A 13863-nucleotide genomic window follows, 5' to 3' on the forward strand; every position below is an offset into this window, starting at 1 on the left:
GGGGCGTGCAGCTCTCACCTTCAAGCCCGAGGCCCCGCTCCGGGGCCGGCCCCGACGCGCCGCGCGACGCCAACCGCCGCGCGGCCCCCGACCGCGGTCGGACGCTGCTCGGCCCCGCGCTGTCGCTCATCCACGCCGGCCAGACGCCCACCCGCTCCGTACTCACCCGCGCGCTGGACGTCACCCGGGCCACCGCCGGGGCGGTCACGGCCGAACTGGAGGCGCTCGGCCTGATCACGGTCGACTCGCGCCCGGCCGGCGGCGGTCGCGGCCGCCCGTCGCACCGGTTGGCGATCGACCCCCGGGGGCCGGTGGTGGTCGCCGGGCAGATCCACGCCGACCAGCTCGGCGTCACCCTGGTCGGCCTCGGCGGACTGCTCGATCCGCCGGTCCACCTGCCGCTGCCCGCCGCCACCGACCCGGTCCGGATGCTGCGCGCGGTCGCCCAGGCGGGTGCCGAACTGGCCCGCTCGACCGACCGCCGCTGCCTGGCCGCCTCGCTCGCGCTGCCCAACCCCGTCACCGAGCCCGACGGCACCGCGCTGGCCGCACTGCACTTCGCCTGGCCCAGCGGCACCCCGGTCGCGGACCTGTACGACGTCGAGGTCGGCCGCGCCGACCACGGCCCGAACGCCCTGCGTCCGCTGCCCACCTTCGTCGGCAACGACGCCAACCTCGCCGCGCTCGCCGAGTACCGCCACGGCGCGGGGCGCGGTGCCCGCCACCTGCTGCTGGTCACCTCCGGCCACAGCGGCGTCGGCGGCGCGCTGGTGATCGACGGTCACCTGCACACCGGCAGCGCCGGGCTCGCCCTGGAGGTCGGCCACCTCACCGTCGACCCGCAGGGCCGCCCCTGCGTCTGCGGCAACCGGGGCTGCCTCAACTCCGAGACCGACCCCGACGCGCTGTTCGCCGCCGCCGGGATCGCCCCGGAGCCCGGGCGCCCGTTGCTCGACCAGGCCCGCGAGCTGTGCTGGGCGGCCGCGAGCGACGAGCGGGCGCGGGCGGCGGTGGAGCACGTCATCGACCGGCTCGGGCTCGGGTTGGCCGGCGTCGCCAACATCCTCAACCCGGACCGGGTGGTGCTCAGCGGCCTCCACCTCGACCTGCTGGAGGCCGCCCCCGACCGGCTGCGCGCGGTGGTCGCCGAGCGCTGCCTCTGGGGGCGCAGCGGACGGGTGCCGATCGTCGGGGCGGAGCTGGAGCACGGCGCGCTCGCCGGCGCGGCCGAGCTGGGCTGGGGACCGTACCTGGCGGACCCGCAGTCGGTGCCGGTCTGAGGCCGGCCATGGCGGGGCCGGTCTGACGCGGCTGTCCGACGTGGTCGGCCTGGCGTGGCCGACCTGAACGGTGCGGGCCTGAACGGTGTCGGCGGTGTCGCCCGAGGGGCGATAAGCGGAAGCTGGGCTTCTAGAAACGGTCACTTATCGTGACCCTCGTACACTCGTAGTGAGCAGCGGGGGGCCGCAACGAGGGAGTAGTGACCAATGAGCACCCAGCCCGGTGGGAGCCCCGGCATCGAGCCGACCGTCGACGTCGACCGCTCGGACCCGCAGTACCGCGCCTGGCTCAAGGAGGCGGTGCGCAAGGTCCAGGCCGACGCCAACCGCTCCGCCGACACCCACCTGCTGCGCTTCCCGCTGCCGGCCGAGTGGGGGATCGACCTCTACCTCAAGGACGAGTCCACCCATCCGACCGGCTCGCTCAAGCACCGCCTCGCCCGCTCGCTCTTCCTCTACGGGCTCTGCAACGGCTGGATCCGCCCGGGCAAGCCGGTGATCGAGGCCTCCAGCGGCTCCACCGCCGTCTCCGAGGCCTACTTCGCCCAGCTGATCGGGGTGCCGTTCATCGCCGTCATGGCCAAGAGCACCAGCCAGGCCAAGATCGACCTGATCCAGTTCCACGGCGGCGAGTGCCACCTGGTCGAGCGCTCGGACGAGGTGTACGAGGCCTCCGCCCGGCTCGCCGAGGAGACCGGCGGACACTACATGGACCAGTTCACCTACGCCGAGCGGGCCACCGACTGGCGCGGCAACAACAACATCGCCGAGTCGGTCTTCGCCCAGCTGCGGCTGGAGCCGCACCCCGAGCCGGCCTGGATCGTCGCCACCGCCGGTACCGGCGGCACCTCGGCGACCATCGCCCGCTATGTGCACTACATGCAGTACGACACCCGGATCTGCGTCGCCGACCCGGAGAACTCCTGCTTCTTCGACGGCTGGGTGCACCACGATCCGGACGCCGTCTGCGACAGCGGCTCCCGGATCGAGGGCATCGGACGGCCCCGGATGGAGCCGAGCTTCGTCCCGGGGGCGATCGACCGGATGATGAAGGTGCCGGACGCCGCCTCGATTGCCGCGGTGCGGGTGCTGGAGCAGGTGCTCGGGAAGAAGGCGGGTGCCTCCACCGGGACGGGGCTGTGGAGCGCGCTGCGGATCGTCGCCGAGATGCGGGCGGCCGGGCGTACGGGCAGCGTGGTCGGTCTGATCTGCGACCCGGGGGACCGCTACCTCGACAAGTACTACTCCGACGACTGGCTGGCCGGCGAGCGGATCGACATCGCGCCATACCGGGCCGCCATGGAGTCCTTCCTGGCGGGCGGCGCCTGGACGGACTGACGCCACCTCAGGCGTCGGTCGTGGCGGCCGGGTTGCGACGCTCGGTGAGCAGCAGCCCGGCCGCCACGGCGACGCCGACCGCGGTCGCGCCGTGGATGCCGAGGGCGGTGGCGGTGGAGCCGTGGTGACTCAGCACGGTGATGGCGTCGTCGAGCGGGATCAGCACGTCGACGAGCAGCAGCCAGCCGAGGGCCCGGCGTTGGCCGGTGAAGAGCAGGACCAGCGGGGCGATGCCGGAGGCGAGGTCGCGGATGCCCTTGATGCTGAAGAAGGCCGAGGCCCCGCCGTGCGGCCACTCGGGCAGGCCGAAGCCCGAGACGATGCTGTCCGGCGTGACGAGGTAGCCGACCCCGACGTAGCCGATGCCCAGGGCGATCAGCACGGTCAGCGTGTCGGCGGTCAGCGCGCGGGCCCGGGCGGCCCGGCCGGAGGTGCTGCGACTGCTCAGGGTGGTGCTGGACATGGGTCCCCCTCGGGTTCGAAGGCTTGGCGCCGCTCTGGTTTCTAGCGTCGCTAGGAACGGGAATGAAGCTAGCGTGGTCGCCGCTCTCTTGTCTAGCGCTGCTAGGATCCGGTTATGTCGATTCATCAGCGCCGTGAGCGCGAACGTGCCGAGCGACACCGGCTGATCATCAGGACCGCGCGGGAACTGGCCGAGGCCGAAGGCTGGGACGCGGTGACGACCCGTCGGCTGGCGGAGCGCATCGAGTACAGCCAGCCCGTGCTCTACAGCCACTTCGCGGGCAAGAACGAGATCGTCGCGGCCGTCGCTCTGGAAGGCTTCGCGGAACTGGCCGCGGACCTGCGGGCCGTCGTCGACAAGGCGGACGGGCCGGTGGCGGCGTTCGCGGCGGCGGCGCGGGAGTACCTGGCCTTCGGGCTCGCCAATCCGGCGCTCTACGACGCGATGTTCACCCTCGCCACGGACCTGCCGTTCGGGCGGCCCGATGCGCCGGAGCCGCTGAAGGAAGCGTTCGGGGCGCTGGCGGGGACCTTCGCCCAGGTCGCGGGGGAGGGGGACCCGGAGGCGTTCACAGAGGTGGGCTGGGCCTCCTTGCACGGGCTGGTGACCCTGGCGCGGGGCGGCCGGCTCCGGCCGGAGCTGGAGCAGGAGCGGGTGGAGCTGCTGGTGCGGCGGCTGCTGGGGTAGGTGGGTCGCGGAGCGGGGCGGGGAGCGGGTGACGGCTGACAGCTGACGGATTTCAGAGTCTGTCAGCTGTCACCTGTTCGCCGTCAGCCGTCCGCCGGCCTGCGGATCACCGCCCTCCCGCCCGCGAGGTCGATCCCCGTACGCTTCGGCGCGCCGTCGTGCTCGTCGTCCCGCAGTACCAGCTCGACCCGCCGCTGCTCCAGCTGCACCCGCTTGCTCGGGTACAGCAGCGCGTGCAGCTCCTCCGTCGCGGTCGCACCCGCACCGCGCCCACCGGCCGAACCGGCCGCCGCCGGCCGGGCGCGTAGTCGCCGCACCACCGCACCGAGGAAGAACAGCACCACCAGCCCGGCCGGCAGCAGTAACCCGCCCGCCGCGCCCGTCAGAAGCATGCCCATACCGGCGTCAACGGTCAGTGTCCGCAGCTGAGTTCCCGGCAGCCGCGAAGAGCACGAAGAGCGCCCCGGCCGATCGGACCACCGACGCCGGGCGCCCCCGACCGCCCCCGAACCCCTACGGCAGTGGCCCCGTCGGCAGGTCGGCCGGCACGAGGAGCTGCAGCTCCTCCGTCGACGGGTCGGCCAGCGCCGCCACCCGCACCGCGTGACGCTCGACCATCGTCTCGAACACCTGCCGGGCCGTGCGCCCGTTGCCGAAGTTGGGGCCGCGCTCCAGCCGGGCGAAGTGGTCCAGTAGCGCGCCCTCGGTCGCCTCGGAGAGCGCGTACTCGTGTTCCGCGCACTGCGCCCGGGCGATCTCCAGCAGCTCGTCCGCCGTGTAGTCGGGGAAGGTGATGGTGCGTGAGAACCGAGACGAGACACCGGGGTTGGCGCACAGGAAGCGCTCCATCTCGGCGGTGTAACCCGCCACGATGACGACCACCTCGTCTCGGTGGTCCTCCATCAGCTTGACCAGGGTGTCGATCGCCTCGCGCCCGAAGTCCCGCGCGCCGTCCTCGGGTGCGAGCGCGTACGCCTCGTCGATGAACAGCACCCCGCCGCGCGCCCGGTCGAAGGCGGCGGCGGTGCGGATCGCGGTGGAGCCGATGTGCTCTCCGACCAGATCGACCCGGGCGACCTCGACCAGGTGTCCGCGCTGGAGCACCCCGAGCGAGGCGAGGATCTCGCCGTACAACCGGGCGACGGTGGTCTTGCCGGTGCCGGGGGCGCCGGTGAACACCAGGTGGCGGCGCAGCGAGGGCGCCTTGAGCCCGGCCTGGCGGCGGCGCCGGCCGACCGAGATCAGGTCGATCAGGGTGCGCACCTCCTGCTTCACCGTCGCCAGCCCGACCAGTGAGTCCAGCTCGGCGAGCGCCTCGTCGGCGGGCCGGCAGTCCGGGATCGGGGCGATCGCAGATGAAGCCGAGGCCGTCGAAGCCCCCGTAGGAGCGGCCAACACGGGCACGGCAGCGGTCAGTCGGGCCGGCCGAGGTGCCGGTACCTCAGTGGCGGCGCCCGCAGGGGCGGCCGGCCCGACATCGTCCGATGTGCACCCCTCCGTGATCGGCCCCGGCTCGGAGAACTCGAACCCGGCCCGCTCGTTCTGCTCCGTCCGGCACCGGGTGAGCTGGGTGCGGCATCCGTCGATGATGTGGAAGCCGAAGCCCTTGCCGTGTGATACCCGGCAGTCCTCGAAGGTGCCCCGCCCCTGCGCCGAGACGTACACCCCGGCGTCCGTGCTGGCCCGCACGGTGCAGTCGCGCAGCACCGGGTCGGCGCCCTTGGTGACGATGACGCCGGTGGCCACGTCCGAGATCTCGCAGCCGGTGAGCAGTCCGCCGCTGCCGTGGTCGCGGAACCAGAGCCCGGTGCCGGCCTCCTGCACCCGGCAGCCGGCCAGGGAGACGGTGGCCCCGCCGCTGACCGAGACCGCCGAGCTGCGGATCCGGCTGAACGAGCAGCCCTCGGCGACGGCGGCGGAGTCCCGGTCGAGGACGAACAGCGCGTCCGGCAGGTCGTGCAGCGAGCAGTCGGTGAGGGTGAGTCGAGCGCCGTCGCTGACCCACAGCGCCGGGTACTCACCGGTGGAGCCGTGGATCTGGCAGGACTCGGCGACCGCCTCGGTGCCCTGGTCCCAGACCGACAGCGCCCCGCGACCGAAGTCCCGCACGGTGCTGTGGACGAGGCTGAGCCGGGAGCGTCCGCGCAGGTCGGCGCCGTTCTCCGGCAGGTCGTGCACCCGGCAGCCGGTGAGTACGAGCTCGGCCTCGCCGTCCAGGGTCAGGCCGTTGCCGGTGACCCGGTGGATCTCGCAGTCGACCAGTCGTCCGCCGGCCTGCGCCTCGGCCTGCACGCCGCTGCCGCGGATCTCGTAGATCTCGCAGCCGGTCAGTTCGGCCGCGCTGCCCGGGTCGGAGAGCAGCACTCCGGCGCCGGAGGTGTGGTGGACGCGGCAGCGGTCCAGCGCGGCGGTCGCGCCGCCGAGGACGGCGAGCCCGGCCTGGCCGGCCGCGGCGACCTCGCAGTCCTCGAAGGCGGCGGCGGTCCCCTCGCCGCGCAGCCGCAGGCCGAGCCCGCCGGGGTTGGTGACCACGCAGCCGCGCAGGGTCGGCCGGGCGCCGCCGCCGACCTCGATCCCGGTGGCGGAGCGGGTCTCGACCCGGCAGCCGCTGAGCGCGGGCGTCGCCTGCGGGCCGGTGACCAGGACGGCCGGGCTGGAGCTGTCGCCGCCCTCGATCACCAGGTCGCGCACGGTCGCGGCGGCGGTGACGGTGAGCGCCACCCCGGAGGCCGGCTCGATCCGGACGGTGCCCGGGCCCTGGGCCGGCACGATCGTCACCGGCTTGTCCAGCAGCACGTTCTCCCGGAAGGTCCCCGGCCGGACGGTCACGGTGTCGCCCGGTTCGGCGGCCGCCAGGGCTTCCGCGAGCGTGTCGTACTCGCCCGCGCGGCGACGCCATCGGGATGCGCTGTCCTGGGTGACCCGGACCCTGTGCTCAGCCATGACGGTCTGTCGTCCCCACCTTCGTCGTGCCGGCGATCAACGGGCCGTACGCGCGGGGTGCGCGGGCCGTCCGCCCCACCGTAGCGCGCCTGTATGGGTGCTCCGGCCGCCCGCGGGCGGCCGGACACCGCTAGCACCCACCGCGGCCACAGGTTCCGACCACTTGTTCAACGAGCGCGCACAGCCTGGGTTCCGTACCGCCGCCCGGGAGCCGGAACGCAGGCCGACGAGCCGCAACGATGGAGCGCCCCGGGGCACGGACGCGTGCTCAGCGCCCGTCGGCGGGCCAGTGAGCTCCGTCCTCCAGCACCTCGACGTCGTCGCCGAGCCGCAGCGCGCCGAGCACGTCGCCCTCGACGTCGGCCGGGCGCTCGGGGATCAGGTTCTGCCCGAACGCGGCCTTGCGCAACAGACGGTGGTGTCGGGCCAGGGTGCGCAGCGGCTCGGGGCCGCGCCGCTCGCCGCTCTCCTGGTCGGTGGTGGTGATCACGCAGCGGCCGCAGGGCTTGACCACCTTGAAGGTGAGCGAGCCGATCCGGATCCGGCACCAGCCGTCCTCGGCCCAGGCCTCGGAGCCGGCGACGACCACGTTGGGGCGGAAGCGCTCCATCGGCAGGGTCTCGTGGCCGTCCGGGTGCTCGGCGGCGATCAGCTCGTTGAGCCGGTCCAGCGAGGCGGTGGTGGTGAGCAGCAGCGGGAAGCCGTCGGCCATCGAGACGGTGTCGCCGGGCTCGCCGTACTCCGGGTCGACGGGCCGGGCACGGGGGTCGTCCAGGTGCACGAGGCGGTACTCGCCGAGGTGTTCGGCGATCCAGCCGTGCGCCTCCTTGGCGGCCTCGACGGCGCGGAAGCGGGTGCCCCAGACCTCGACCTCGGCGAGCGGGTCGCCGGCCGCGACGGCGGGGGCGGTGACCTCGATCCGGGAGCCGTCGGGGGCGGTCAGCGACAGCGCGCCGTCGGGCAGCAGGGCGACCCGGATCTGTCCGAGGGCGGCGTTCTCGCGCTGGCTGACGAAGCGTCCGGTGGCGTCGGCGAGCATCCAGCGGCGGTCTCCGGCCAGACCCCAGGGCTGGACCGCGACGGTGTCCGGGCTCAGGCGGTACATCGATTTGACGGGGTAGACGTGGAGTCCGGTGAGGCGCATTCCCCCATCCTGCCAGCAGCGCTGCGGCCACCCGCACGGCCCCCGGATCTCCCTGTACGCGCACGGACCGCCCGGGACGCCGTGGGGGGCGTTCCGGGCGGTCCGTGGATGACCCGTTTCTCCGTTCGCCCGGCGTTCAGGGGTCGCCGGGTGGTGCTCAGGTGGTGCGGGTGCGGGCCGGGTGGGGTTCGGCCCTGTGGTGCCAGGGGCTCAGTAGCCCTGGGCCTGCGACTGGTAGCCGCCCTGGAAGTTGCCGGGCTCGCCGTACGGGCCCGGGCGCTGCGGCTGCATCGGGCGGACCGGCGCGACCGGAGCCATGGCCGGGCGCAGCTGGGCGCCGCCGAAGCCCTGGTCGCCGCCCTGACCCTGGAAGCCGGGGCCGGCCGGGTTCGGGCCGCCGAAGGACTGCTGGCCGCCGAAGCTCTGCGGACCGCCCTGCGGCTGGCCGTGGCCGAAACCGGCCGGGCCGCCGTTCGGCTGAGCGCCGAAGGTCTGCGGGCCGCCCTGGCCGATGAAGGTGTTCTGGCCGCCGAAGCTCTGGCCGCCGGTCGGCTGGTAGCCACCGCTGGCGGTCTGCGCGAACGCCGGGGCGGCGGGCTGCGGCCGCTGGTACGGCTGGGGGGCGCCGTAACCGGGGACGGGCGGCTGCGGAGCGGCGGCGTACGCCGGCGCGGGCTGCGCGGGGATGTACGCCGTGGCGGGGCCGGCGGAGGGGCCGCTGCTCGGGCCGGGGCCCAGGGCGAGGCGGGCGGGCGGCAGCGCGGGGAGGTTGCTGCCGGCACTCTCGTACCCGTTGCCGTACCGGTTCTCGTAGGACGGGGCGAGGCCTGATCCGTATCCGGACGACAGTGCCGGCGGCAGGGCGGCCGGCACATTGATGGGCGCGATCTGCGGGACGCCGCGCTCAGCCACGAGGCTGTCGTAAATCGGCGTGCCGGAGGAGAAGGACGGAGAGGGGTAGCCGACTCCGTCGTAGGAGCGGGGCGAGGTCATGGGGCATACGGTAAGCCCACAATGCGCCTGCTGAGGAGAGTGGGAGGGGGAGCAGTTCGAGTGTTTACACAGTCTTCGCTCGCACAAAGGTTTCGAAAGTGATAATAACGGACAAACTGGAGCTCAGTTCCGGACAACTCTGGCACCCCGTCAGTGATCGAACAGCACCCGGACGAGGCCGCCGCAAGACCTGGCGGTGACCGGCCGATGGACGGCTGTGGGCCCTGCGGAGAAACTTTTGCGGACAGGGCGTGCGCCGGCGCATTCAAGCCCCCGCCGACGGGCCGACAGAGGCTCGTGAATGTTTGGGGAATAAATTTCCCGTCAGCGCCCACAGCGGGCGATCCGGACGGCGGTCCGGTTGGCGACCCGAGCGGTGGGGGCTTCCTGCGGGGCCGTCAGCGCGAGTGCAGCGCCTGGCCCTGCGCGGGCAGGGCGGGCCGGGCGGCGATTTCGGAGGTGCAGAAGGAGCAGCGGGTCGCGGCGGCCGGGATCGAGCTCAGGCACTCCGGGCAGTCCGCCTTGGCGACCGGCGTCGGCTCGGCCGACTCGAAGCGGGCCCGCAGCTTGCCGACCGGCACCACCACGGCGAAGTAGATCACCGCACTGACCAGCACGAACCCGATCAGCGCGTTGACGAAGAGGCCGTACGGGAACTCGGTGCCGCCCACGTCGAAGGTCTTTTGGGTGAAGTCGCCGACCGCGCCGGTGGCGACCCCGACCAGCGGGGTGAGGAAGGCGCTGACGAACCCGGTGACGACGGCGGTGAAGGCCGCGCCGATCACGATGCCGACCGCGAGATCCACCACGTTGCCGCGCAGCAGGAAGCTGCGGAATCCCTTGAACACCGGGTGACTCCAAATCCGAACGGAGAAGGGGGGAGGTGGGATGGAGCGGAGCCGCCCCGGCCGGACATCCTGCCGAGCGGCCCGGGCCGAGGTCCAACCGCGTTCACCCGATCCGCGTAACCGGCCGATCGCCGGTGCCCGCCTTCCCGGGCGACGCGCGGGCGCTCCGCGTACCGGCCCATCGGTGGCGTCGTGGCCGGACAACCGGGCGGTACGGACGGCGACTTGATCCGGCCGGCGACTTGAGGCGGAGCGCGGCGGAGCGGAGGGGCGGCCGTCCGGAGCGGCCCGGGGCGAGGCGGGGCGCACGGCGGGCGCACCCGGCGCACGACGGCGGGCCTTCAGCGCACATCGGGTGTACGGGCGCGGGCGCACTGGCCACCACCGGGTTGCGCGAAGGGGCTGTACCGGCCGTGGTGCTGTGCCAAGGTCTGTCCATGCCCGACCATACGGCGGCCGATTCGGCCGGAGCCCGCCCGCGCGTCCTGCATCTGATCAGTGACTCGCGCCGGGGCGGCGCCCAGAACTTCGCCCGTGACCTCCACCGGGAACTGCGCCGCCGAGGCCAGGCCTCCGCACTGTGCGCCCTCGCCCCGCACCCGGCCGTGCCACCCGCCCGGTCGGGTACGGTCGCTTCGGGGGTGTGCAGCGCGGAGACGGTCGTTCCGGGCGCCTGCGACGAGGAGTGCCCCGACACCGCCGGCCTGCGCACCGCCGCCGTCCTCGGCCCCGGTCGGCTGCGCCCGAGCACCCTGCGCGCGCTGCGCTCCGCCGCCCGCGCCGCCGACGTGGTGCTCGCGCACGGCTCCGACACCCTGGCCGCCTGCGCCCTCGCCCTGGCCGGCACCCGCACCCCCTTCGTCTACGTCTCGGTCGGCCACCCCCGCTACTGGACCGCCAACCGGCTGCGCAGACTGCGCGGCGGCGCGCTGATGCACCGCGCCGCCGCCGTCACCACGCTCACCGCCGAGGCGCGCGAGGTCCTGGAGGGGCAGTTCCAGCTCCCCGGCGGCAAGGTCTGGGTGATACCCAACTCCCGTGCCGCCGAGAGCTATCCGCCCGCCGACGGCCGGGCCGAGCGGCGCGCCGCCCGGCACGCCCTGGGCCTGCCCGCGGACGTCCTGCTGGTCGCCTGGATCGGTGCGATAGCGCCGGAGAAGCGGCTCGACCTCGCCCTCGACGTGCTCGACCGGCTGCCCGACGTCCGGCTGGCCGTCGCCGGGGACGGCCCGCTGCGCGAGACCCTGGCCCGCCACCCGGCGGCCGCCCGCGCCCACTTCCTCGGCCCCCTGCCCGACCCCGTCCCGCTGTACCGGGCCGCCGACGCCCTGCTGCTCACCAGCGACAGCGAGGGCGTGCCCGGTGCGCTGATCGAGGCGGCGCTGGCCGGGGTGCCAGCCGTCGCCACCGACGTCGGGTGGGTGCGCGAGGTGGTCCGGGACGGCGCCACCGGCGCGCTGGTCGCCCCGGGGGACCCGCTCGCCCTGGCCGAGGCACTCGCCAAGGTGCTCGCCTGCAACCGGGCGGGCCTCGGTGCGGCCGCCCGGGCGCACGCGCTGGAGCACTTCGAGCTCGGTGCGGTGGTGGACGACTGGCAGCGGCTGGTCGCCGAGGTGTGGACCGGCGCTTCCGACTCGCGCTGACGGGCGGCTCGTTCGCGGGCCAGCTGCGCCGTTCGGGCGAATCCGGGCCCGCCGCTCCGCACCGACCCGCCGGTAGCGAACCGTCGCCAGCAGACTTCCCGATGTGAACTCGAAGTCGCTGCTGCGGTCAACCGTCCTGCTCGCCGTCGCCGCCGGGATCGCCGCATCCCCCGTTCAGGCCGGCGCGGTGTCCCACGAACCCCCCTCCGAGGGCGTCCAGTTCGTCAAGCTCGACCACCCGCAGCCGGTGCGCGAGAGCGCCCGCACCGAGGCGGTCGAGTTCTTCTGGTACGACTGCGAGCACTCGCAGCAGCTCGAACAGCCGCTGCAGGCCTGGGCGGAGAAGCATCGCGCGGACGTCGCGCTGCGCCGGGTCCCGGCGATCTGGCCGGGCGACCCGGGGGAGGGCACCCAGCGTGCCCACGCGCGCCTGTACTACACGCTGGAGCGCCTCGGCCTGGTCGAGCGCCTGCAGACCGGCGCCTTCCGCTCGATCCACAACGACAGGGTCGACCTCACCACCGAGGCCGCCGCCGTCGACTGGGTGGTGCGCCACGGCGTCGACGCCCAGCTGTTCCGCCAGGCCTACCGCTCCACCGAGGTGCGCGAGTCGGTGGACGACGCGGCCGCCCAGTTCGTCCGCTACGGCATCGACGAGCTGCCGACCGTGGTCGTCCAGGGCGAGTACCGCACCTCGCCGACCAAGGCGGGCGGCGTCGACGCGATGCCCGAGGTGCTGAACTACCTGGTGCAGCAGGAGTGGCCGCAGAAGCGCTGAGCGTGGCCGGACCGGTGACGTGGGGTCAGCCCACCCCTTGTCTAACCATTCAGATGCTGTTTAATGGTTAATATGAGCGAGCTGACGATCCCGCACGTCCACCACCGCTACGTCGACCTCGACGGCCTGCGCGTCTTCTACCGTGAAACCGGCCCGGCCGACGCCCCCGTCCTCCTGCTGCTGCACGGCTTCCCCTCGGCCTCGCACCAGTACGCCCGGCTGCTCGACGCGCTCGGCACCCGCTACCGCCTGATAGCCCCCGACTACCCGGGCTTCGGCCACAGCGACAGCCCCGCGCCCGACGCCTTCCGCTACCGCTTCGACACCCTCGCCGACGTGGTCGAACGCTTCTGCCTCGCGCTCGGCCTGGACCGCTTCGCGCTGTACGTCTTCGACTTCGGTGCACCCGTCGGCCTGCGCCTGGCCACCCGCCGGCCCGAGTGGATCACCGGCCTGGTGGTCCAGAACGGCAATGCCTATGAGGAGGGACTCTCGGACCAGGCAAGGGAGTTCATCGCCAACAAGCGCGGCGTCCCGGGCGCCGAGGACGCCGCCCGGTCGATCCTCACCCTGGAGATCACCCGCAGTCAGTACGAGGGCGGCACCGGCGACCCGAGCCTGGTCGCCCCCGACGGCTGGACGCTCGACCAGCACTTCCTCGACCTGCCCGGCCGCAAGGACATCCAGGTCGAACTGGCCCTCGACTACTTCTCCAATGTCGAGCTCTACCCGGCCTGGCAGGAGTGGCTGCGCACCAACCAGCCTCCCACGCTGGTGGTTTGGGGGAGCAACGACCCGTTCTTCACCGAGGCCGGCGCCCACGCCTACCTGCGCGACCTGCCCGAGGCGGAGTTGCACGTCTTCGACACCGGGCACTTCGCGCTGGAGGAGAAGCTGCCCGAAATCGCCCCGCTGATCGACGACTTCCTCGCGCGCACGCAGAAGTAGCCTGCCCCGTACGATGGTTCAGTCGCGGCGCAGCAGGTAGGTGACGAAGCCGAGCGTCCCCCGATAGCCGTGCAGCCACTCGGTGCGGTGGCGGTCCGCAGCCTCGCGGGCGGCCGCCGCGCCCGGGTGCTCCGGGTGGTCCAGCACCCACGCGGCCAGCGAACCGGTCCAGGAGAACTCGTAGTCGTCCCACTCCCGCGCCGTGGTGACATGCGCGTACACCGGGGTCCAGCCCTCCGCGAGCACCCGGTCGGTGGTGGTCGCCAGGTCCGCGAAGGCCTCCCGGGCAGCGCCCAGCCCGTCCAGCGCGGCCCGGGACGGCTCGCGCTCCCAGAAGCCCTCGCCGACCAGCAACCGGCCGCCCGGGGCCAACAGCTCACGGGCGGCCGCGAGCGTCGGCAGCAGCCCGCCGAAGGCGTGGGTGGCGCCCACGCACAGCACCAGGTCGAAGGGCTCCTCGGCGGTGAACTCCCGGGCGTCCAGATGGTGCAGGCCGATCCGGCGCACCACACCGAGCGCGGTCGCCGTCTCCCGGGCCCGGGTCAGCGCCTCCGCGTCCTGGTCCACCCCCACCGCCCGCCAGCCCGGTCGGGCGGCCAGCGCCCGCAGCAGCCAGGCACCCTCGCCGCAGCCGAGGTCCAGGGCCCAGCCGGACTCCTGCCCGGCGAGCGCGCGGTCCAGCAGACGGGCCACCGACTCGTCCGCCAGCGGTGCCGCGATCGGGTGGTGGGCATGAGCGAGGCGGGAGATCTGCTGATGGTCCATCCGAGCAGTATGAATCCGCCCGGCCCGGAGCGC

13 protein-coding genes are annotated in these 13863 nt (G+C 73.7%); 6 read left to right on the plus strand and 7 right to left on the minus strand.

The window, feature by feature from the left end:
• The first annotated feature begins 5 nt into the window (after positions 1 to 5).
• Both ACH4E7_RS34505 and ACH4E7_RS34510 read left to right on the plus strand, forming a co-directional pair.
• Positions 6 to 1280 (plus strand): ROK family protein, encoded by a 1275-nt coding sequence (locus ACH4E7_RS34505; RefSeq protein WP_396253105.1) that lies wholly within the window; start codon positions 6 to 8, stop codon positions 1278 to 1280.
• 207 nt (positions 1281 to 1487) lie between these two features.
• Positions 1488 to 2618: a PLP-dependent cysteine synthase family protein gene (locus tag ACH4E7_RS34510; protein ID WP_396253106.1), complete on the plus strand. Its 1131-nt coding sequence runs from the start codon at positions 1488 to 1490 to the stop codon at positions 2616 to 2618.
• Positions 2619 to 2625: 7 nt separating this feature from the next.
• Here ACH4E7_RS34510 and ACH4E7_RS34515 read toward each other — a convergent pair whose 3' ends face one another.
• A complete protein-coding gene (locus ACH4E7_RS34515; RefSeq protein ID WP_396253107.1) occupies positions 2626 to 3081 on the minus strand; it encodes a DUF4267 domain-containing protein in 456 nt (151 codons plus the stop codon).
• Between the two features lie 114 nt (positions 3082 to 3195).
• Here ACH4E7_RS34515 and ACH4E7_RS34520 point away from each other — a divergent pair, with 114 nt between their 5' ends.
• Positions 3196 to 3768 carry a TetR/AcrR family transcriptional regulator gene (locus tag ACH4E7_RS34520; protein ID WP_396253108.1) on the plus strand — a complete coding sequence of 191 codons (573 nt, stop codon included), beginning with the start codon at positions 3196 to 3198 and terminating at the stop codon, positions 3766 to 3768.
• A gap of 83 nt (positions 3769 to 3851) precedes the next feature.
• Here ACH4E7_RS34520 and ACH4E7_RS34525 read toward each other — a convergent pair whose 3' ends face one another.
• The 5 genes from ACH4E7_RS34525 to mscL form a co-directional block, all read right to left on the minus strand.
• The gene (locus ACH4E7_RS34525; protein WP_396253109.1) at positions 3852 to 4166 is read right to left on the minus strand and encodes a DUF6191 domain-containing protein; all 315 of its coding nucleotides are present in this window, start codon (positions 4164 to 4166) and stop codon (positions 3852 to 3854) included.
• Between the two features lie 115 nt (positions 4167 to 4281).
• Complete coding sequence (locus ACH4E7_RS34530) at positions 4282 to 6711, minus strand: right-handed parallel beta-helix repeat-containing protein (RefSeq protein ID WP_396253110.1); 2430 nt, start codon at positions 6709 to 6711, stop codon at positions 4282 to 4284.
• A gap of 268 nt (positions 6712 to 6979) precedes the next feature.
• Positions 6980 to 7855, minus strand: a complete 876-nt coding sequence (locus ACH4E7_RS34535; RefSeq protein WP_396253111.1) for an MOSC domain-containing protein — start codon at positions 7853 to 7855, stop codon at positions 6980 to 6982.
• A gap of 210 nt (positions 7856 to 8065) precedes the next feature.
• Positions 8066 to 8848: a DUF6643 family protein gene (locus ACH4E7_RS34540; protein ID WP_396253112.1), complete on the minus strand. Its 783-nt coding sequence runs from the start codon at positions 8846 to 8848 to the stop codon at positions 8066 to 8068.
• A gap of 398 nt (positions 8849 to 9246) precedes the next feature.
• Positions 9247 to 9696, minus strand: a complete 450-nt coding sequence (gene mscL / locus ACH4E7_RS34545) for a large conductance mechanosensitive channel protein MscL (protein WP_396253113.1) — start codon at positions 9694 to 9696, stop codon at positions 9247 to 9249.
• A gap of 437 nt (positions 9697 to 10133) precedes the next feature.
• Here mscL and ACH4E7_RS34550 point away from each other — a divergent pair, with 437 nt between their 5' ends.
• From ACH4E7_RS34550 to ACH4E7_RS34560, 3 genes are all read left to right on the plus strand, one after another.
• The gene (locus ACH4E7_RS34550) at positions 10134 to 11339 is read left to right on the plus strand and encodes a glycosyltransferase family 4 protein (RefSeq protein WP_396253114.1); all 1206 of its coding nucleotides are present in this window, start codon (positions 10134 to 10136) and stop codon (positions 11337 to 11339) included.
• A gap of 103 nt (positions 11340 to 11442) precedes the next feature.
• Complete coding sequence (locus ACH4E7_RS34555) at positions 11443 to 12117, plus strand: thiol:disulfide interchange protein DsbA/DsbL (RefSeq protein WP_396253115.1); 675 nt, start codon at positions 11443 to 11445, stop codon at positions 12115 to 12117.
• A gap of 72 nt (positions 12118 to 12189) precedes the next feature.
• The gene (locus tag ACH4E7_RS34560) at positions 12190 to 13065 is read left to right on the plus strand and encodes an alpha/beta fold hydrolase (protein ID WP_396253116.1); all 876 of its coding nucleotides are present in this window, start codon (positions 12190 to 12192) and stop codon (positions 13063 to 13065) included.
• 18 nt (positions 13066 to 13083) lie between these two features.
• Here ACH4E7_RS34560 and ACH4E7_RS34565 read toward each other — a convergent pair whose 3' ends face one another.
• Entirely contained in the window at positions 13084 to 13830 is a 747-nt protein-coding gene (locus ACH4E7_RS34565; RefSeq protein ID WP_396253117.1) for an SAM-dependent methyltransferase, read from the minus strand.
• Between the last annotated feature and the right edge of the window lie 33 nt (positions 13831 to 13863).

Source organism: Kitasatospora sp. NPDC018058, from assembly GCF_044327205.1.
GTDB lineage: Bacteria > Actinomycetota > Actinomycetes > Streptomycetales > Streptomycetaceae > Kitasatospora.

Coding starts and splice junctions, on each gene's coding strand:
- ACH4E7_RS34515 (WP_396253107.1), bottom strand. CDS start 3,081: ATGTCCAGCACCACCCTGAGCAGTCGCAGCACCTCCGGCCGGGCCGCC.
- ACH4E7_RS34525 (WP_396253109.1), bottom strand. CDS start 4,166: ATGGGCATGCTTCTGACGGGCGCGGCGGGCGGGTTACTGCTGCCGGCC.
- ACH4E7_RS34565 (WP_396253117.1), bottom strand. CDS start 13,830: ATGGACCATCAGCAGATCTCCCGCCTCGCTCATGCCCACCACCCGATC.
- ACH4E7_RS34510 (WP_396253106.1), top strand. CDS start 1,488: ATGAGCACCCAGCCCGGTGGGAGCCCCGGCATCGAGCCGACCGTCGAC.
- ACH4E7_RS34550 (WP_396253114.1), top strand. CDS start 10,134: ATGCCCGACCATACGGCGGCCGATTCGGCCGGAGCCCGCCCGCGCGTC.
- ACH4E7_RS34520 (WP_396253108.1), top strand. CDS start 3,196: ATGTCGATTCATCAGCGCCGTGAGCGCGAACGTGCCGAGCGACACCGG.
- ACH4E7_RS34530 (WP_396253110.1), bottom strand. CDS start 6,711: ATGGCTGAGCACAGGGTCCGGGTCACCCAGGACAGCGCATCCCGATGG.
- ACH4E7_RS34535 (WP_396253111.1), bottom strand. CDS start 7,855: ATGCGCCTCACCGGACTCCACGTCTACCCCGTCAAATCGATGTACCGC.
- ACH4E7_RS34560 (WP_396253116.1), top strand. CDS start 12,190: ATGAGCGAGCTGACGATCCCGCACGTCCACCACCGCTACGTCGACCTC.
- ACH4E7_RS34540 (WP_396253112.1), bottom strand. CDS start 8,848: ATGACCTCGCCCCGCTCCTACGACGGAGTCGGCTACCCCTCTCCGTCC.